The organism is Nonlabens sp. Asnod2-A12 (assembly GCF_045063745.1).
Lineage (GTDB): Bacteria > Bacteroidota > Bacteroidia > Flavobacteriales > Flavobacteriaceae > Nonlabens > Nonlabens xylanidelens.
On record NZ_JBEFOB010000003.1, the window covers coordinates 1043438 to 1063502 of the forward strand.

Below are 20065 nucleotides of genomic sequence, written 5' to 3' on the forward strand. Positions count from 1 at the left end.
TTATAGATCTATTTATTTGGAATTATTCCATAAATTTGGAACATTTCCAATTTATAAGCCCGAGTGAATTTTAAAGAACAAGTTTATAGTATAGTAGATATTGAAACTACTGGTAACAAAATGAGTGGTAATCGCATTACAGAAATCTGTATTGTGCGACTGCTAGGTGATCAAGTACTCGAGAAATACACGACTCTGGTAGATCCAGAAACATTGATTCCGGATTTTATAACTGGCCTTACTGGCATTGATAACGAGATGGTTGCAGCTGCGCCTCTATTTGCTGAGGTTGCCGAAGAGATAGAACGCATGACACGCGACAGTATTTTTGTGGCACATAATGTCAACTTTGATTACAACATTATACGCAACGAGTTTAAAAGATTGGGTTATGATTTTAAACGTAAAAAGCTTTGTACCGTACGTCTATCGAGAGAGTTAATTCCTGGAATGAATTCTTATAGTCTAGGTAAATTGTGCAACTCTTTGGGCATTTCCTTAAATAACAGACACCGTGCAGAAGGTGATACTGACGCAACGGTAATTCTATTTAAAAAACTACTAGAGATAGATCTAGATGGTACTGCTTTTACTAATTTTTTAAAAGGCAGTAATAAAGAAGGTACATTCCCACCGCACCTAGATCGTGCTCAATTTCATGATTTACCAGAAGTGCCTGGTGTGTATCTTTTTAAAAATCAAGCGCGCAAGGTAATTTATGTGGGTAAAGCCATCAACCTGCGCAAGCGTGTACTTTCTCATTTTTATTCTAAAACGAGTAAGTCTTATTTAATGTGTCAGGAGATTCATTATATAGAACACATACCTACTGGTAATGAGCTGGTTGCTTTATTACAAGAAGCAGATTTAATCAAAGAATACTATCCTAAATTTAATAGTGCACAAAAGAAACCACGCAAGGCTTATCAAATTTTACATTATAAAAATCAGCTAGGGGTTGTTCAATTTGCTGTAGGACTGGTTAAATCTTATGACTACTCTGTCGTTACACATTATGATCGTGCTCATGCTGTAGAACAATTAGAACAACTGTGTGCCGATTTTAACTTATGCCCTAGATACTGTAGTTTTAAAACACCTGAAGATTGTACTCAGCACTATAAATTACAAAAATGTAAAGGAGTGTGTAAAAAGAAAGAATTAGTATCTCTGTATAACATAAGGGCAAACCAAGCTATCAAAGCATTACACAACCAGAATCCTAATTATATTATTAAACAAAAAGGAAGAACTACTGAAGAATCTTGCTTTGTCATGGTTAAAGATGGTGAGTATCAAGGGTATGGTTTTGTAGATCAATATACCTCCATTTCTTCTATAGAAGACTGTGAAGATTTTATAGATCGTAAGGCGGCAAATTATCATACCAACCAGATTATACGCTCCTATCTCAAAAAATATGGAGAGCAAAATGTCGTTTATGAAATTGCAGAAATAGCGTAGTTAGGAATTTACTATTTCTATTACATTATGTCACAGTTAACGCATTGTTAAATGATAAAATACTCATAAATCTAGTTAAATTTTAAGAATTATTTAAAAAATACTATGCGCGCATCGTATTATATTTAGCAAAAAAAAGGGAATGGATTTAATTACATCAAAAAACGGATACAGCGACTATAAACGAAAGACAATCGAAGAACAAGATGATGCTCATGAAGAGTCTCCTAAGCAAAGTTCTAACGCACGTTTTCAAAGTTATTTATAAGTAAAAAATCCGATCTAACGATCGGATTTTTTACTTTCTAGAACATATCTATCTGTTCTCTTTCATATATTCTTGATAGTCTGTAGCAAGACTCTTTTTTTCAGTTTCATTTAGAGCTTTACCAGCTAGTTGAAAGACTTCTTGCTCCTCTTCATCTAGGTGATGCTCTACTTGGTGCGCTAGTTCTTTCATGTAGACCAGCCATGCGCTACTACTTCTATCTGTTTCTTCTATTTTTTCTACTAGCTCATCCATTTCATGATGCTCTGCGATGCTATGTCTCGCTTTTTCTTGAGTCATATCTACTTCTAATAATGGTACGTAGAAGTGTCTTTCTTCGGCATCTTCATGCAGGGCTAGTTCTTTTTTTAGTTGATCAAAAAGTTCTTTTCTCTTATCGCTATCTCCACTAGTTTTTACTAGTTGATCAATAAGGTCTCGTTGTATCTCGTGGTCTTTTCTTAATGCTTCAAAAATATTCATACCCTACAGTTTTAAATTTCCAGATACACCTATTTCCGTTTCGTCGCCAGTAATTTTTGTGTACGTTAATTTGGCAAGTGTAATTAATGCATTAGTCTTACTGTCCCAGTAATGACCTTTTTCTGGTGTGAAAATTAGAACCGTTAATTCTGGATCGTTTTTACTTTCAAACCAGTTATTATCTAGGTTATCGTAGTATTTATCAATCAGCTCTCTATTCTTAGAAATCATCGTTGATCCATAAACACTTAAAAATTCTTTTGTATTAGGATCGCCAAAGATTAATTGAGTCTTATCAGATGCAGTAATATTAGCATTGTGTTCACTGCTTGCTTTACTGAAAAAGATAATATCACCACTATCAAGTATATCTTTAGTTCCCATAGGAATCGCTGGCACTGGCTTTGATCCTAAATCAGTAAGCATCATAGCTGTTTTTATATCTCTAGCTAATTCTAAATATTTCTCTCTCGCTTGTCTTTGGGTAAGGTTTTCTATGCTCATTTTTTATTTTAAATATAGAACTACTTTTGTAATCCTTTTCCTAATAAAAACTGAATTAACGATACTTTTAGATTCTAACTGGCTCATAAACATGAAGTATTTATGAGTATTCCGCTTTCGCGAAAGCGGTCTAACCACCAACTATATTATTATCATCTGCTTCTAGAATTTCTATAATATCGTCATCGCTCACCTCTTCACCTTTATCGGTAATAACTAATTCTTCTTTATACTTCAATGCTTTAGAATTAGGGAGAATCCCATCGCCATAACGGTTTACATAGACTAGAATAAACTCTGCTCCATAAAACAGAATTAGACAAGAGTAAGAAACCCATAGCAGTAACAATACTATAAGACCTGCAGCACCATAAGCACTAGCTGGCGAGGATTGTGTAAAATAAATTTCCAATAAAAATTTACCTGTTTCAAACAAAATACCGGTTAATAAAGCACCTGGCCATACCATTTTCCATTTTAATCTAGCGTCTGGTAAATATCTAAACATAAGACCAAAAAGTACTGAAATGATTCCTAGAGAGACCAGATAATTAACTATTAAGGCCAGCTTACCTAAGTACGACGCAATGTGATCTTGTATCCAGTCTTGTAAAATTCCTATAACGGCAGATAGAATAAAACTGATTAGGATCAAAAAACCTAGAACTAAAATGAATCCAAAACTCTTTACACGATCGGTTATTAGCTTCCACCAGGGCGTTTTAGGATTGATCTTGAGTTTCCATATTTTATTAAGAGCCAGTTGTAATTGATAAAAGACTCCAGTTGCAGCAAATATTAAAGTGGCTATACCTATAATTTTGGCAATCCAGCTGTCTTGATCGGCACTAGCTGCTTGTAACATACCGTTAATATCCTCTGCAGCGTCATAACCTATCAGTGAGGTAAGACCAGATGTTAATCTACCTGTTGCTATCTCTGTATCCCATACTGAGCCTACTAGATTAATGAGTATGACTATAAGACCAGGCAGTGCAAGAATGGTATAATAGGCAACGCTGGCGCTTAATTGCCACACGTCTTCGTCATTCCATTTTTTTGCACTACTCCACAATAAAGATGGTAAATGTTTCCATTTAAAAGTTTCGGTAGCTGGTTGTGTGTTCATAATAACGAATTAACCAACTATTTCTTAATTTACCACAAGGATTAATTATAGTTTAACGATCTTATCAAAGATCATGTAGTGTCTCTATTTCTTTTTTGCATTCTGTAATGCATAAATAGCAAAACTACCTAACCAGTGACCACCAGCATAATCATCAGCTACTAGATTAGGTAGCGTGTTAGTTATGTGAGCATCTGCCGTTTCTGTGAGATTATCGTATTGTGGGTATTGAGCTGCTAGTCCATAAAGTACCCAAGCACGACTCAGGTTCAATCCATCTATGTGGACTAACTTCCCATCTGTACGGTCAGATACCTGACCTATTTCTATGTCTAAAACTCCACTTTCTATTCCAGGTAAGAATTCTTTTATCCAATTATGAAAAGCCGTTTCTGGTAATATTCTTCTCATAATATCCACCTCTTCTAGACACGGAGATAAAAAATCATAACCACTAGGCTCCCAAGAGATAGGACAGTCACTATCATTTAAATAAAAATCTCTTGCCCTAGTTTCTATACTATTTTTAAAGGCATCGTTTTGAGAATGTACGGCATAGTCATGGGCAAATGCCATCCCAAAAGCGGTATTAGAATGCTCACCTACACGTATCGCATAATTCAATTTAGGCAAGTATTCCATGTACCTGCTCACTATCACATCTGTCAATGGTTGTAAAATCGCCGATAACTTTTTGCCTTCTACACTATCCCATGTATCGAGTTCTTGTTGTAATTTGAGCAACCATGCCCATCCATAAGTACGCTCAAAACTAGTATTGTTTGCGGTATTAAAATAAGCAATCTCTACCTCAATATTTTGGGCAGTAAGATTATGATTTATTTTTTGCAGTAATTCTTCTTTAGCTTCTAATTCTGGAAAGTTTTTTAATAAAGTCACAGCACTCCAGTAGCCATGTACAGCGCTATGCCAGTCAAAACAACCGTAAAAAACAGGATGTTGTACAGCCGGCCTTTTTTGATCTGTAGGGCTAGCCGTTACATGTCCCATTTTATTAGGGTACTCGGTTTCTATACAGTGCAGTGGTAATTGCGCCAGATTATTAGCCTGTTCTAAGGTTAATTGTGGTGTAGGAATCTTATCTACTATTACTACGTTCTCTGTTTTAGCAGTTTTTTCAGGAGTTGTAGACGTTTCAGAATTTTTACAACTTATCACCGTAATTGCTACTAGAGCATATATTAAATATTTCATCTTTATTTTCTATTCAGTTTTTAAAGATAAAACATTCTTTATGTATGTTGTTCTATATCGCTTTCGCGAAAGCGGAACTTAAACCAACTTTTTTGAATCACTTATCACTTAACAAATTCCTATTTTCTTACAGATGTGAAATTATAGGAACATATCATAAGACATAGTAGCGCTTACAGTATCATATTTTACCATTGCTCTAGAAGAACCACTCCATTTTCTACCATTACGGTTACTTTTCCATTAACTACAGGCAGTTTTTTTGTGGTGTAGGCGTTGCGCAATCTAGTTGCTTTAGGAAATACTTTTTTTACATCTATTTCTAACTTACCGTTATCTAATCCTGCACCTATCAACACGATATCTTGATGGTTATTTTTATCATAGAATCTAGCTGCAAGTGTGCCATTTCCATCGTGTTCTAGAGAGAAATGTTCTCCAGCACCTACTGCCACATGATTCTTGCGGTACTTTCCTAATAGCTGCCAGTGTTTGAGAACTTCTGGATTATTGTGTTTCCATTCCATTTGAGATCTTAGGGTAGCGTCTCCTTGTGTGCCTTCTATAATTAAAGGTCTAGCGATCTCGTCTCCATAATATATTTGGGTCATTCCTGGTGTAAGCAACAATTTTGTTGCAGCCTCTATTGCTTTAACACGCGACACATCAAAGGGCTGCCCGTCATCATGAGAACTTATGTAATTCATAAAATAAGCCTCACTATCTGGGTTTTCTTTTAAAAGTTTTCTTCTAAAACCATCATACCTTTTGAAGAGTTCTTTATAATTTGCGATGGCATGGTTTTTAAATCCAAAATTGATAAGTGCATCATAACCAGCATCAAAGTAATCTACCTCTACATCAGAAAATGGATAAACTCTACCACCACTAGCCTCATAACCATAGAGCTCGCCTAGTATAAAAAAATCGTCGTTATGAATGATTTCTTCAGGATGATTTTTCTTCCAGTCGTTATAAGCAAGTCTCGCCTGTTCATTAAAAGTAGCCCATACGGACTCTTCTACATGCTTTACAGTATCTATTCTAAAACCATCTACACCAGTTTCTCTAGCATAGTCTGTCACCCATTTAATCAAATAATTAGCTGGTGTTTTCTTAAGACCTGTTGTGGTAAAAAATTGATCTAGTTCTTTTATTTCTTGATCATACCTACCTTCTTTTTTCCATTTTTCTTTAAGAATAGCCGGTAATTCTACCTCTTCTTTACTATCTGTTCTTATATCCGGGAGATTATTAGTGAGTGTGCAGGTAACTGCTGTTTCTTGATCTTTATAGGTGCAGCTAGGTCCTGTGCGTACCCATTCTTCTGGCCATAATGGGTCTTTTTTTGTTACCGGCCCTGTGTGATTAATTACTACGTCTAGTAAAATTCTTATGTCGTTATCATGTGCTTTTTTAACTAGTGTTTTAAACTCTTCTAGTGTACCGTAAGAAGGTTCTACGGCAGTCCAGTCCTTTGCCCAATAGCCATGAAAAGCATAAGAATACCCTGTACCTTCATCTACACCGCCATGAATTTGCTCCCATATAGGTGTTAACCAGATGGCATTAATTCCTAAATCGGTAAAATATCCATCGTCTATTTTTTCAATAATACCTGCAAAATCACCTCCATTAAAACCTCTCAACTTTGCTGTTTTTTCATTTCTCTCTACAATACTATCGTTAGATGTATCGCCGTTATTGAATCTATCTGTTAATAGGAAATAAACATTTGCAGCGCTCCAGTCAAAGTATGCTGGTTCTTTTACCAAGGCTATTTCTTTGTCTGCAATCTCTTTACAGGAGATAACTAAGAGACTTAAAGTGAATAGGTATAAAAGCTTTTTCATGGATCCATATTTATATCGTAAAAATAAAAGAAGATGATGATATTATACCATTATAGATTTCTAATATAATACAACGTTATCGTAATCCTTTTTATATACTAATTTTACACTTGATAAAACAGCCTAGAATATCATGAATAAATATATAGACATCTTTACAGACTCCTTTAAAGGATATGCATCTTACCTATGGGGTGAGATTATGAACCCTTCTTGGACCAATTATTTTTACTGGTTACTCGTTATTTCATTACTTGTTTTTGCATTAGAAATATGGTTGCCATGGCGCAAAAATCAAAAGATATTGCGTAGAGATTTTTGGCTGGATTTATTTTATCTATTCTTTAATTTCTTTTTATTCTCATTAATAGGTTACAACGCTGTGTCAGATGTTTTTGTAGAGCTTTTTAAAGATGGCCTGGCACAAATAGGTATTACTAACCTAGTTGCGATAGAGGTAAATACTCTACCTATATGGGCGCAGCTTTTAATCATGTTTATTATCGCCGATTTCGCCCAGTGGAATATTCACCGACTATTACATCGTGTTCCTTTTTTATGGGAATTTCACAAAGTACATCACAGTATAAAAGAAATGGGATTTGCTGCTCAATTTAGGTTTCATTTTATGGAAACTATTTTATATAAATCCTTACAGTACTTGCCGCTAGCGATGATAGGATTTGGTATTGATCAATTTATTATTATCCACATGATTGCAGTTTTTATAGGTCACTTGAATCATGCTAATCTGAATTGGGATTACGGACCTTTAAAATATGTATTGAATAATCCAAAAATGCACCTATGGCATCATGCTAAAGAACTTCCTGAAGGTGTCACTTATGGAGTTAATTATGGGCTATCCTTGAGTGTATGGGATTATATTTTTGGGACGGCACACATTCCTTATCACGATGGAGAATTAGAATTAGGTTTTCCGGGAGATGAGGAGTTTCCCGATGCTTTTCATGAGCAATTAATAGAGCCTTTTAAGAAGGACCATTGATGTAGGTTCCGCTTTCGCGAAAGCGGACTAATAATGAACTATAACCTCAAAAAAGTCATTTGAAGAAGAGCCATAGTTAATTTGAGTATCATTACCACCGCCGTCTACAAAGGCTTCTACCTCTATCGTATACATTGTGCCAGATGCGTCACCTGTTAATGGAACGTAGCCTTTACCATTAAGATACATAAACCCAGATGCTATACTACCGATATTAGTACCGCTGGTATACATCTTTGCGGTCTGTCCTACCACACGACCATTTACTTTTATTCTTACACCATACTTTCTAGGTAAACCATCAACAATAGCAAATCCATTACTTCTATTTACAGAGATGGAATTTTGATACACGACCTCTAGTAAACCGTCCTCAAATAATTGTTGGGTTGTGGTATAAATCACTCTGGATTCTTCTCCTAAGGTGACATTACTAAATCTTATAGCAGTTGATAAATAAGTAGACTCAAATTCAAATTGTGGCAGTTGAGTAATATTAGGAGTAGGTTCTAATTTAAACTCTCCATTACTATCTACATAAAGAACCGATTTATCTAAACCATTATTATAAGGATGAGAGCTGTCTAGACTTTCTATTCTCACATTACTAGTTGTTCCCTGAATATGTAACGATGCCTCTAGTGGAGCGGTACTTGCAATTCCTATTCTATCTATAGAACTATCTATTTCTAAGATATTATTTGATGTACTATTGATTTTTAAATTAACATCACTTTGATTAGGATTAAAAGTAATCCCTGTAGCATTTGAACTGGATAAAAAATCTATGTTGTTTGCACTAAGTACTAGATTATCACCAGTAGTGTACGCTCCTATTAGTGTATTTCTTAATGCCCAACTAGGCCTGTTTACAATACCTAAATCATAAGATAAAAATCTACTATCTGTGGTAAATTCAAGTCTTGGCAAGCCTGATGTTCCAAGAATAAATGATCTAGAATCTGTAGTTCCTAAGAAGTTAGAAACCGGTATTATGTCTTTATCTCCATAAGTGGACCAGAAGAAATCATTATTTATATGATTCCATCTAGAACCTGTCCATGAAGTAAAACCTTTTCCAGAAGTCTCGTTAGTATTATAGAGCAATACTGATTCTGTTTGCGATCCTACTGGTAAGTTATACGTTTCAAAATCATCAACTGAAATACGAGGTATTAAAAAACCTTTGTTTCCTGAAGATATATCAAGAAGAGTTTCTGGTTGTGGATCGATAGTACCTATTCCTACTTGTGCTGTTACCGTTATGATATTACTGAATAATAACGCTGTAACGATTATATTTTTAAAGCTCATATTCTTAATATCTAACTAGAACTTGAAATAAATCATCTCCGTTACCACCATAAGTACATCTGGTGGAAGCGGTGTTACCATAAACCTCTCCATATACTTTTATATCGTGAGTGGTACCAGTAATGGAACCTGGTAATTTTACATATCCATTACCATTAAGAAAAAACGGACCATTAACTATAGCCGTGCCCATGTTACTCCTACTAGTATAAGCATCACCTTTATATGCGACTTTAACACCATCTATTAAAACATAAATACGGTATAATCTCGGTCTACCATCATATATAAGGTCGTCAGACATATCTGTTATAGTTACACCAGCCTGGTAAACCACTTCTACAAGTGCATCGCGCGTTAAAGTGACAGATGTACTGTAAAGTTCTACCTGAGTTCTACCTGTAGAATTATTGTCTATTACTACTGGTGTTGATAAGAAAGTGGTATTATCTTCTACCATTTGCGTTATAACATTAGACCCTTCTATACTCAACTCACCGTTAGAATCTACAAATACAGGTTTTGATACTGTTCCTTTATTATTTACATTATTAACAGCGTTAAAAGCATCTATTCTTACTGTACTACTGCTACCACCTATATGTAAAGTTGCCTGTGGATTATCTTGAGCTATTCCTATTCTATCGGTTACGGCATCTACATAAAGCATGTGAGTCTGTCCTTGTGATGCCACACGCGTATCGATATTTACTTGATTTTTGTTAAGAACAATTTCTTGATTTACTGTTCCATCTAACTCTATCATGTCATTTCCTGCAGCAGATATATTCAATTTATTTGCTGCACTAGAATAAATACCTGTATCATTATCTGAATGAAAAGAATAAATAGGCTGTGACGCAGTTCCATTACTAGAAGCCAGTATCTGACCAGAATCAGTCACTCTCATTTTCTCGACGCTGTTAGTAGCTATAATTAAATCTTGAGCATCTTTAGTACCTAGATAATTCTCACCTACAGCTGTTCCTGGATTAGTACCTGCATTTCCTTTCTTACCCCAAAAAGAACCTGTACCCACTGGAACCCATTCTACACCAGACCAAAAATAAAAACCTTTGCCTGTAGTTATATTAGTATTATAAACTAGAAGACTCTCTGTAGCGCCACCTGTTACTGGTGCAATAGTGGATAGATTATCTATATCCACACGTGGTACGAGAACACCCTTGTCTGTACCAGAAACATCCAGCGCAGCATCTGCAGCTGGCACTTGTATATTGATACCTACTTGAGAATAGGAATAAAAACAAGTGAAGAATAAGACAATAGAAATACCTAATCTAATCATTACTGTGGTTTAAGTTGAAATTTTGAGTGCGACAAAATTAACAGCTCTTTAACGCAGAGTAGCTTTATAGAAAACAAAAAAAGACACATTTGTTAAACGAATTAAAAAAATCGATTAACGGCATGAAAAATTACTATTATTCTTTAAACAGTAGTCTTCATTCATAGTTATAGATGATATTTTTGCTACACCATACTTACCTTCTCCTGATAAGAAATAAAAACTAAGTACTGTTATAGATAAAAGATTCTAAAGTGCTATTCGTCAGCAATTAATAGAACCTTTAAAGAAAGATCAATGATGCAAGTTCCGCTTTCGCGAAAGCGAATTTACAATTTAATATAATTTTCTAATAAGCTCCAGGGCTGTAAATCACCTTTTCAAAGCCTATTAAATCGGCAAGTTTCTCTGTTTCTTTGTGAGCTATATCCTTATCTTTTAATTGTTTGATCAACAATTTTTGATAATGATCTTTACTTAATAGCGTGATGCGATAAACCATTTCTCGAGAAGATGAGTTTACTAACGTAGTATGACTTCCTAAACTGGTTTTTTCGGTAATTTCAAGAACCGTAATATGAGGAAACTGGTCTAAAGATTGCCATTTTCCAAATTTTATAAAAAAGAAACTATTGTATTCTTTTAATTTTTTATGAGCCACGTCTATAGAAACTCCTTTTGTAGAAAACACAATTGCAAATCCTATTAATGGTATAAAAAATACTTGAATACCGTTAGTTACAATACCTATTATTCCAATAACAAAAATAAGAACACCTAAAAGCCTTGTTACTGGCGGAAAAAAATTACTTACTTTAAAGTCCATAATGTTTTTTAAGCATGTTTTCGTAGGTCTTTTCAGGAAGAATCTTTTTTAGAACAATAGAAAATTTCTGTAAAAAACTACCTACTTTATAATGAATACCTGGATTAGGGTTTTGTAGAATCTCATAGATTTTTGAGGCCACTTCTTTAGGGTCCTGACCATCATCTACGTGCTCATCGATTAACTTTAAGGTATGTGCGTAGCCAGATTCATAATCGCTTCCTGCTATAACTGGAGCATGAAATCTACCAGCTGCAATATTAGTTGCAAAATCACCAGGCGCTACATTACTAAAATGAATATTAAGGTGTGCGCATTCCATACGATATGCTTCAGTAGCTATTTCTAGCGCACCTTTACTAGCACTATAAATACCTCGATAAGGTAAACCCATGTAACCTGCGATGCTAGTTATATTAATAACTCGTCCAGATTTTTGTTTTCTCATTACCGGTAATACAGCTTGTAAAACTCTTAATGGACCATAAAAATTAGTATCCATAGCATTTTTAACTTCGTCTATCGGAGTCTCTTCCATAGGACCTGTAATACCTACTCCTGCATTATTAATAAGTACATCTAGCTGCCCTTCTTTTTCTATAAGAATATCAACTGCTTTATTAATAGAGTTTTGATCTTGTACGTCTAGAGCTAGTAACTCTATAGGACTGTCTGGATAACGATCTGGGTTTCTACTCGTACCGTAAACGGTATAATTTTTATCTTGAAGAAATAATGCAATGGCTTTGCCTATACCAGAAGAACCGCCGGTAACCAATACTACTCTTTTCATAAAATATTTTAAAAACTAATGTGAAGGAATCACTAAAAGGAGAAAGAAAAAAAAGGCAAGCTACCTACATCACACCGCTACGACCACTTACCTTTGCTGCGTTCCCGCCCTGGAGGAGTTCAGCAGGAGCTGGTTGTGTAGGACTTGCCCGCTGCAAATATACAGTCTAGTTTTACTTACACAAAGGTTTTTCTCATGCTTTTTTATAACTATCTTTCGACTTGATAAAAAAATATTATGAAATTGAAAAATTCGGTTTTACTAATCGTAGCAGTGATCTCATTATCAAGCTGTAAAACAGACATAGAAACTTTTAAAGAAAATTATAAATTAGAGGTTTCTAATTCAAAATTAAAGTGGAATGAGGACGATACGGTCCAATTATCGCTGATTGATGACGCATCTGTCGGTGCAGATAGTATTATATGGAGTCAAAATGATGCCATTATCGATGGTGCTGGTGGAAACTCGCTTTCGCGAAAGCTGAAAAATCAACCTTATGGTAATCTTACTTTTAAAGCTACCATATATAAGGACGGTATGAATACTACTGTAGCTACCAAAATAAAAAGAATACCTGCAACAAAAGCAAAAATCTACAAGTACAATATTCTTAATACTTATGTGCATCAAACCGATGCCTATACTCAAGGACTAGAGTTTTATGGAAACGCCCTTTATGAAAGTACAGGTCAATTTAAAGAAAGTGATATAAGAATCACAAATGTAGAAACTGGTGAGGTTACAAAAAAAGTAGACTTACCTGCTAGTCAGTTTGCAGAAGGAATGACTATACTTAATAATAAGGTGTATCAACTAACATGGCAAAGTAAAATAGGTTATGTTTATGATATGGACTTAAATAAAGTCGATGAGTTTAAATACAACCGCAGTATGGAAGGCTGGGGACTTACTAATGATGGTACATACCTTTATAAAAGTGATGGTACTTCAAAAATATGGAAGATAGATCCTAATACTTATGAAGAACTAGGCTACATAGAAGTAGTAAGTGCCGATGGTGTAGTTTCTAAAATCAATGAATTAGAATGGATAGATGGTAAAATCTATGCAAACGTTTATACTACTAATTTAATCATGATTATCAACCCTAAGAACGGTGTGGTAGAAAGTGCGATTAACCTAAATAGTATTACTAAAGAAATCCCTAACTACTCTGAATCTGATAATGTGCTTAACGGTATCGCATATGATAAAGTTAATGACAAGCTTTTCATTACCGGTAAAAGATGGCCTAAAATGTTTGAAATCGAAATAGTAAAGTAATGATTCAAGCTGACCTTCCTGTTTTTGAGAAAAGACGTATTGCTACTGAAGAAGAAATAGATGACCTAGACCATGTAAATAATGTGGTTTACGTACAGTGGGCAAACGACATCGCTACGGAGCACTGGACTACAGTTGCTACACCAGAGATGCTGGACACTTTTGGTTGGGTAATGTTAAAACACTGTATAGAGTATAAAAAAGCCGCGGTTCTAGGTGATAAAATACTAATTAAAACCCAAGTCGGTAGAGCAACAAACGTACGTTATGAGCGTTACATTGAAATATATAACGAGACCACAATGGACTTGCTAGTTAAAACAACATCTGACTGGTGCGCGATTGATAAAAACGGTAGACCTATTAAAATCTCTCAGGAAATGAGAGACCTATTTGAAACAACATGAAATATATAATTACTGTCCTTATTAGTATCATAACTCTAGTTAGCATTTCTTCTTGTAGAAATGATTTTGAATTTACTGCCAGTACAGGAAATTTAGAATTCTCTCAAGACACCATATATTTAGATACTGTTTTTTCTAATATAGGTTCTAGCACGAGAACTTTTAAAGTATACAATCGCAGTAGTGATGACATTGTCATCCCTAGAGTTGCTCTTAACCAAGGTACTAACTCTAATTACAGACTGTCTGTAGATGGAGTACCTGGACAGGTATTTGAAAATGTAGAATTACTTGCAAAAGATTCTATGTTCGTTTTTGTAGAAACCACAGTAGACATCATGGACTTTACATCTGACACTGAATTTCTTTATGAAGATACTATAGAATTTGATGCTGGTGGTAATCTTCAAAAAGTAGAATTAGTGACTTTAATAAAAGATGCTGTTTTTCTTTTTCCAGAGCGCGATGCGCAAGGTGTAGAAGAGACTTTATTGTTAGATACAGACACTGATGGTAACGAAACACGCATTTCTGGATTTTTTCTAGATGATGATCAACTTAATTTCACCAATGAAAAACCGTACGTTATATATGGTTTTGCAGCCGTGCCATCTAACAAGACACTCACCATAGATCCTGGAGCTAGACTTCACTTTCATTCACAAAGTGGAATTATTGTGTATAATGAAGCTACTTTAAAAGTAAATGGAGCTTTATCCACGACAGAAGATCTCGAAAACGAAGTGATTTTTGAAGGAGATAGATTAGAACCTCTTTATGAAGATATAGCTGGACAATGGACCGCTATATGGCTTACTGCTGGTAGTAAAGATCATGAAATTAATTATGCCACCATTAAAAATGCCAGCGTAGGTATTATTATGGATAGCTCTAACACTACTTCTAACGGTGCTACTTTAAAAATAAATAATTCTAAAATATTAAATAGTTCTAATACAGCATTGTTAGCTACCACAGCATCGATAGAGGCTAGTAATTCTATATTTCACAATTCAGGACAGTCTACAGTAATTGCTAGACTAGGTGGAGCGTATAATTTTAATAATTGTACGATTTCTAATTACTGGAATAACAGTTTCCGTCAAGACCCTACTCTATTCCTAACTAACATTTTCCCAAACTCAGATCTATCAGCAGACCTGCTAGAAGCTAATTTTACCAACTGTATTATTTATGGAGATCGCAATATTGAGTATGCATTACTAGATGATCAACTCTCTACATTCAACTTTAAGTTTGAAAATTCTTTAATGAGATTTAATGATTTCTCAAACAGTTTTGATGGTTTTCCTTCTTATGACATCACTAATTCAAGTCTTTATGAGAACTGTGTATTCAATGAAGACCCTTTGTTTGAGGATGAAGATGCGTTTAAACTACGCATCGATAATACTGGTGGCGCAAATGGTATTGCAAATCCTACCACTACCACTACTCTAGATATAGAAGGTAACACAAGGGCAGCGTCTCCAGATGCTGGTGCTTTTGAGAGTGTGGATTTATCTACTAATTGATCTTATCTAAATAATAAATAGACAGATAATGCATTAAGAAAATAAAGCCTTGTTTTTTATAAGCAAACACATTATTTATAGAAATTACCCCATACTAATTTCTATTAATAATTACTAATCGGTAATTTTAACAAAATAAGGATCTTTAATTTTAGGTTCTTTATCGATGAAATACTGTTATTCAAAGAAAAAACACTTCTTTTTAACATATTTATGCTCATCCCACATACATATATTACATTTGTCCTGTCTAAAAAAAACATACGTTTTTAATAGATATTTAGAATTGAAAGATGCCTGGAACGAAGTCCCTATACTTTTTCCAGGCATTGTTTTTATAACATTCTTTCAATTGAATACCATAAAGGAATAGCCGCAGTACATTGAAGCTGCGTAAGTATCAATCTCATCTATCCATGAAATGGAATATTGCTCAGATACTCCTTTCATAAATCACATTTACGCAAACATGATGATAAATAGATGTCGACTATTCCCAATCTGGCATTAATCCATTAGTAAAAATATCTTCTCTAGTATCTATAGTATCTATCTCTAAGACTTGCAACGTCCCTTGTGTAATACCATCATTATCTTGATTATAAACTATTATTTTAGACTCGGTAGGTGAGAATCTAGCGTCCAAATCATTAGTTCCAGGATCTTTATTAAAACTAACGCTCAACTCTAACATGGAATTTAGGTTATATATAAATGCCTGTGTATTCAGCTGTCTATAACCGATATTCTCAAAACCAGTAATATCTCTAGTATAAAGTAACTTAGAATTATCTGCACTTAAATCTAGTCCACCTACAGCTCCATTCACACCAGTAAGTACTGTACTTACTAATGCTCCTGCGGTGTCTATCAATAATATCTCGCAATTATAACCACCCAAATCATTAGTTTTTACAGCTATTAAAGATCCGTTTACGTCTACCTCTGTTACTAGATTACCAGTACTTTGATATACCATAGTAGTACCTGTACCGTCTAGATTCACACTATATAATTTGTCTTGTGAAGGGTAATAAATTTTTGCACCGTCAGACGACCATGAAATATCTATCTCTTCTAGATTAAATCCTGCCACAGGTACTTGAGTAGATACCTGTCTTACATTATTACCATCTGGGTCCATGACAAAAACTTGAACTAACGCTCCTACACTACGTAAGAATGCTATTTTATTAGCTACACGACTTACTCTAGGTCTCCAACTATTAGAATTAACCGATGTAATTGCGACCTCAGCACTATCTTCGTCACCACTATAAATCACATTATTACCGTTTATTTTCTTTACAAATAGAAATCTATTTACAGGAAAATTTGCTGTAGAAAACGTGAACAATTCGCTATTTACATCTTCGTTGATACCATCATTTGCTGTTACCTGCCAGAAATAAGTTGTACCATAATCTACAGTAACATCAAGACTGGCGTCCGTAATATCTTCAAAAACCTCAACCGTATTATCGCCTGTATTTCTAAGAGTTACCTTATAAGTAAGCTCATCATCATCAACATCTGTACCTGTCCATTCTAGAGTTAAATTGAACGATAGATCCACCGCATTATCTACAGGAACTTCTAATACCGGCGCGTTAGGTGCGCGATTATTTGCAGTTTGTGTTCTCAATTCATAAACCAGTTCTACCTCTCCATCTACCTCAACTGTTGCCGACTCAAATGCTGTGATATATTCATCTTTTTCTGCTTGGACCGCATATTGACCTGCCTCTACTTCTATCTCAAAATCTCCATTAACATCAGTGAAGACTGAGCTGGTGTTAGGATTTGTAGATATTTTTACATTTTCAAGAGGTAAAAAAGTAGTTTCTTCTACCACTTTTCCACGTATCACACCGGTACCGTTTATGTCTATTAAATCTTCACTACAACCAGTTATAAGTAGTAGAGACACTAGCAATATTAAAAATCCTTTCATCATCTAATTATTTTCTTGATTAATTAAAGGAGTTTGTTGTGTGTTTCGCTTTCGCGAAAGCGAATCTCCCTCAACATCTTGTTTTAAACTTTCTTTGAGAGCCTTTTTTTCCTTGCGTTTTTGTACTCTTCTTGCTTTACGTTTTTGACGTTCTATGTTGCTTTCTTTGGCTTTGTTATTACCTAAGTACACGTTTAAACCCAATCCAAAGCGATAGTATTGATCATCTAATTTACCGGAGACTAGGTTATCAAGATCGTCAGCAAAAACGTTATTGTATTCACCAAAAACTGTCAATCCAAAGCTGGGCGAGAACGCATATTCAAAACCTATACCTGCCTGTACCTTAAGATCTGTCTTATCAAAATTGTTAGCAAAATTGAGACCGCTACCTATATAGGCATATGGAGAGAACTCTTGATAAGGTAAAACGGTTAACTCGAGGTTTAAATCTGAAGATGCAAACTCTCTATTTAATAAGTCGGTATTTTTTAATCTGTATTTACTCAATACACCACGTACACCTATATTAGGTGTGAGGTTATATTTAAGACCTCCAGAAATGGAGTATTCATAACTAGCGTCTGGCAAGTCTCCTTTTATGTAAGTACTTCCTGCGCTTAGGTCTGCACGCCATTTACTTCTTCTTTCTAAAAATTCACGTTGGTAGACATCAGTTCTTTCGGCTATTTCTTTTTCTTTATAATAATCCGACACCATTTTTTGAGCAACAGGCATACCACCTTTAGGAAACCACAATTGTACCGTAATACCCTCTATTATAAGAGATTCTACCGCTTTTTCTATAGCTTCTTTAATCGCTAGTTGTCCTGGTTCATTTCTAGTAAAACCGGTTTCTGCCTCTAGTAATCTTTGAAAACTTACATATCTAAAAAGGTTAGCATCTACTGCTTGCGAGTATATAGATTTTGACACATAAACGGTTTTCATAATCTCGCCAGACTGTGTAGAGACAGCACGTAAATAAATAGTTACTCTATCCTGACGGTACTCTGTAGAACCTCCTGCACCAAAATATCTAGCACCTACACCACCGGTTAATACATTTGTGTCATAAGAAACAATTCCACCTTCTATCAATATACCTGCATAAAGCAATGGAGGCAAATCTTCTATAGGGGTTTTAGTTTTTGCAGCATAATCTTTGCGTGTGTTTAAAATTATACCACGTTCATTTATTAAATTACCTATATTTTCTCTCTCTATGGTTCTAAACCATTTAGAATCTTCGAGCGCTTTTATTAAAATAGTAGTTCCTCCTTGTGTAACTGCATTGCTAAAACTACTTCCTACTTCACTGAGTTTATACTGTCCTGTTTGATCTTCAAATTTATACACACCTACCACAGCCTTAGCAGCAGGTTCTGGCAATTCTTTTAATCTAGTAGTAGCTTCAGTTATCTCACCTATACGAGCTTCTTGAGTATCAAATGGCTGGTTGAAATAAGCACCGCAACTAGTAAATAATGCGACACACAACAACAGCCCGATTTGTTTTAATCGGATTTTCATAAATAAAATATTTGAGTAAACCCTACTGGTTAGGTACTATTACCTGGGTTTGATCTCCTGTCGTAGTATCGAGTATATTTACTACAAGTCCTTCTAAGGATTCAAGAATTTCTACCTCTAGACTACCAAAAGAAAATACTCCTGGTGATAATCCTGTCGATGTATCAAATTGTAAATCTAACAGCGATCTAGAAAGCTGACTAAGTATCTGACTATTTATACCTGCGGCAAAACTATCTAATGTAGATGTATCGTTTGCAGATTGAGCTTCTGCTGGATCCGTAAATTTATTTTGTAATTCAGCACTTTGTACAAGCCACTGATAATTGAATGTATCTCCACCAAAAGCTGGATTAATAGGTTTATAGACAAATTGTTGAGCATTAAGATCATTTGCCATAAAACAAATTGAAAATAACAAAACGAGCGATGTTGTTAATTTTTTGAGCATGATTTAAGTTTTAGTTTATTGTTGAGCACTTTTTAATTTCTGTAATTCTTGATACACAATACTGATCGCTTGATCTCCCATTGCTTTTATATATTCTTTTTTAGGATTTAAAAAGAATTGAAAAACCAATTTATATCCTAAGTAAATCTCTATTCTAGAGCTTCTGCCCTGTCCAAAGACTTCTTTTATTTTCACTGTTTGATTACCTTTTAACTGGTAATAATTATACCTACCATAGAAATAGTCATAAAATTTACGTCCCGGACTGGTACGTGTTTTATTTTCAACTATTCCCAAAAAAACTATACCGTCATAGGTATCTACTACTGGTTTATTTAACTGACGTGTGTAAGGCGCTATTCTCTCTATAGATTTCCCTATCAACTTATTATCATAATTATAAATAAGTAGCATTATGGTTAAGGTTTCTGGTATGTTTAAATTAACACTGGTAGTTGCTAGAACTACTTTGTTTTTTGCATTTAGGACACCACTTCCTTCTTGTTTATTTTTTGATATATTATTTAAAGAATCTTTTTTAATAACTGATAACTCATACCTCAACCCTGTGTCGAGTCCTGTTAAATTTTCAGCCACTCCTTTAATGGTTAAAAACTCTGATTTTTCTTCCATTTGAATATCTGCCTTTACTTCACGATTGTATAAGGATTGTTGCGCATAGCAAGTGCTTGCAACTAGTAATATGACTATTGTGAAAAACCCTTTCATGT

The 20065-nt window shown here is 34.7% G+C and carries 19 protein-coding genes and 1 other RNA gene; 6 read left to right on the forward strand and 14 right to left on the reverse strand.

The genetic code is table 11. The features are described from left to right. The first annotated feature begins 63 nt into the window (after positions 1-63). Positions 64-1464: an exonuclease domain-containing protein gene (locus tag ACJJVJ_RS04765; protein ID WP_405369348.1), complete on the forward strand. Its 1401-nt coding sequence runs from the start codon at positions 64-66 to the stop codon at positions 1462-1464. A gap of 142 nt (positions 1465-1606) precedes the next feature. Next, a complete protein-coding gene (locus tag ACJJVJ_RS04770; RefSeq protein WP_405369349.1) occupies positions 1607-1732 on the forward strand; it encodes a hypothetical protein in 126 nt (41 codons plus the stop codon). A 48-nt stretch (positions 1733-1780) separates the two neighbouring features. Here the strand turns inward: ACJJVJ_RS04770 and ACJJVJ_RS04775 are convergent, their stop codons facing one another. From ACJJVJ_RS04775 to ACJJVJ_RS04795, 5 genes are all read right to left on the reverse strand, one after another. Further along, positions 1781-2215, reverse strand: coding sequence for a hemerythrin domain-containing protein (locus ACJJVJ_RS04775; RefSeq protein WP_405369350.1), 435 nt, complete (start codon positions 2213-2215; stop codon positions 1781-1783). Positions 2216-2218: 3 nt separating this feature from the next. Then, positions 2219-2719, reverse strand: a complete 501-nt coding sequence (locus ACJJVJ_RS04780) for a pyridoxamine 5'-phosphate oxidase family protein (RefSeq protein WP_405369351.1) — start codon at positions 2717-2719, stop codon at positions 2219-2221. Positions 2720-2849: 130 nt separating this feature from the next. Then, on the reverse strand, positions 2850-3848 hold the full coding sequence (locus tag ACJJVJ_RS04785) for a YihY/virulence factor BrkB family protein (protein WP_405369352.1): 999 nt from the start codon (positions 3846-3848) through the stop codon (positions 2850-2852). Between the two features lie 84 nt (positions 3849-3932). After that, positions 3933-5063 (reverse strand): DUF2891 domain-containing protein, encoded by a 1131-nt coding sequence (locus tag ACJJVJ_RS04790; protein ID WP_405369353.1) that lies wholly within the window; start codon positions 5061-5063, stop codon positions 3933-3935. 188 nt (positions 5064-5251) lie between these two features. Further along, positions 5252-6916, reverse strand: coding sequence for an alpha-amylase family glycosyl hydrolase (locus tag ACJJVJ_RS04795; protein WP_405369354.1), 1665 nt, complete (start codon positions 6914-6916; stop codon positions 5252-5254). 133 nt (positions 6917-7049) lie between these two features. On the opposite strand from ACJJVJ_RS04795, the gene ACJJVJ_RS04800 reads away from it, so the two are divergent. Next, on the forward strand, positions 7050-7925 hold the full coding sequence (locus tag ACJJVJ_RS04800) for a sterol desaturase family protein (RefSeq protein WP_405369355.1): 876 nt from the start codon (positions 7050-7052) through the stop codon (positions 7923-7925). Between the two features lie 27 nt (positions 7926-7952). On the opposite strand, the gene ACJJVJ_RS04805 is transcribed toward ACJJVJ_RS04800, so the two are convergent. From ACJJVJ_RS04805 to ffs, 5 genes are all read right to left on the reverse strand, one after another. Then, positions 7953-9239, reverse strand: coding sequence for a hypothetical protein (locus ACJJVJ_RS04805; RefSeq protein WP_405369356.1), 1287 nt, complete (start codon positions 9237-9239; stop codon positions 7953-7955). 4 nt (positions 9240-9243) lie between these two features. Then, positions 9244-10548, reverse strand: coding sequence for a hypothetical protein (locus ACJJVJ_RS04810; RefSeq protein WP_405369357.1), 1305 nt, complete (start codon positions 10546-10548; stop codon positions 9244-9246). Positions 10549-10897: 349 nt separating this feature from the next. Continuing rightward, a complete protein-coding gene (locus ACJJVJ_RS04815) occupies positions 10898-11374 on the reverse strand; it encodes a hypothetical protein (protein ID WP_405369358.1) in 477 nt (158 codons plus the stop codon). Further along, positions 11364-12167 (reverse strand): SDR family oxidoreductase, encoded by an 804-nt coding sequence (locus tag ACJJVJ_RS04820; protein ID WP_405369359.1) that lies wholly within the window; start codon positions 12165-12167, stop codon positions 11364-11366. Before ACJJVJ_RS04820 ends, ACJJVJ_RS04815 begins: the two co-directional genes overlap by 11 nt. Before the next feature lie 50 nt (positions 12168-12217). Beyond that, an RNA gene (ffs, locus tag ACJJVJ_RS04825) (signal recognition particle sRNA small type) lies at positions 12218-12317 on the reverse strand. An 87-nt stretch (positions 12318-12404) separates the two neighbouring features. Here ffs and ACJJVJ_RS04830 point away from each other — a divergent pair. From ACJJVJ_RS04830 to ACJJVJ_RS04840, 3 genes are read left to right on the forward strand one after another with little or no spacing between them, the layout of a single operon-like run. Beyond that, positions 12405-13454: a glutaminyl-peptide cyclotransferase gene (locus ACJJVJ_RS04830; protein ID WP_405369360.1), complete on the forward strand. Its 1050-nt coding sequence runs from the start codon at positions 12405-12407 to the stop codon at positions 13452-13454. Continuing rightward, on the forward strand, positions 13454-13861 hold the full coding sequence (locus tag ACJJVJ_RS04835; RefSeq protein WP_104515263.1) for a thioesterase family protein: 408 nt from the start codon (positions 13454-13456) through the stop codon (positions 13859-13861). The genes ACJJVJ_RS04830 and ACJJVJ_RS04835 overlap by 1 nt, the downstream gene beginning before the upstream one ends. Further along, positions 13858-15396, forward strand: coding sequence for a hypothetical protein (locus ACJJVJ_RS04840; protein WP_405369361.1), 1539 nt, complete (start codon positions 13858-13860; stop codon positions 15394-15396). Before ACJJVJ_RS04835 ends, ACJJVJ_RS04840 begins: the two co-directional genes overlap by 4 nt. A gap of 490 nt (positions 15397-15886) precedes the next feature. On the opposite strand, the gene ACJJVJ_RS04845 is transcribed toward ACJJVJ_RS04840, so the two are convergent. From ACJJVJ_RS04845 to ACJJVJ_RS04860, 4 genes are read right to left on the reverse strand one after another with little or no spacing between them, the layout of a single operon-like run. Beyond that, positions 15887-17350, reverse strand: a complete 1464-nt coding sequence (locus ACJJVJ_RS04845) for a hypothetical protein (RefSeq protein ID WP_146105211.1) — start codon at positions 17348-17350, stop codon at positions 15887-15889. A 3-nt stretch (positions 17351-17353) separates the two neighbouring features. Continuing rightward, positions 17354-18883, reverse strand: a complete 1530-nt coding sequence (locus ACJJVJ_RS04850; protein ID WP_405369362.1) for a CsgG/HfaB family protein — start codon at positions 18881-18883, stop codon at positions 17354-17356. A gap of 22 nt (positions 18884-18905) precedes the next feature. Further along, the gene (locus ACJJVJ_RS04855; RefSeq protein WP_104515267.1) at positions 18906-19334 is read right to left on the reverse strand and encodes a curli production assembly/transport component CsgF; all 429 of its coding nucleotides are present in this window, start codon (positions 19332-19334) and stop codon (positions 18906-18908) included. Between the two features lie 15 nt (positions 19335-19349). Continuing rightward, positions 19350-20063 carry a CsgE family curli-type amyloid fiber assembly protein gene (locus ACJJVJ_RS04860; protein ID WP_104515268.1) on the reverse strand — a complete coding sequence of 238 codons (714 nt, stop codon included), beginning with the start codon at positions 20061-20063 and terminating at the stop codon, positions 19350-19352. Between the last annotated feature and the right edge of the window lie 2 nt (positions 20064-20065).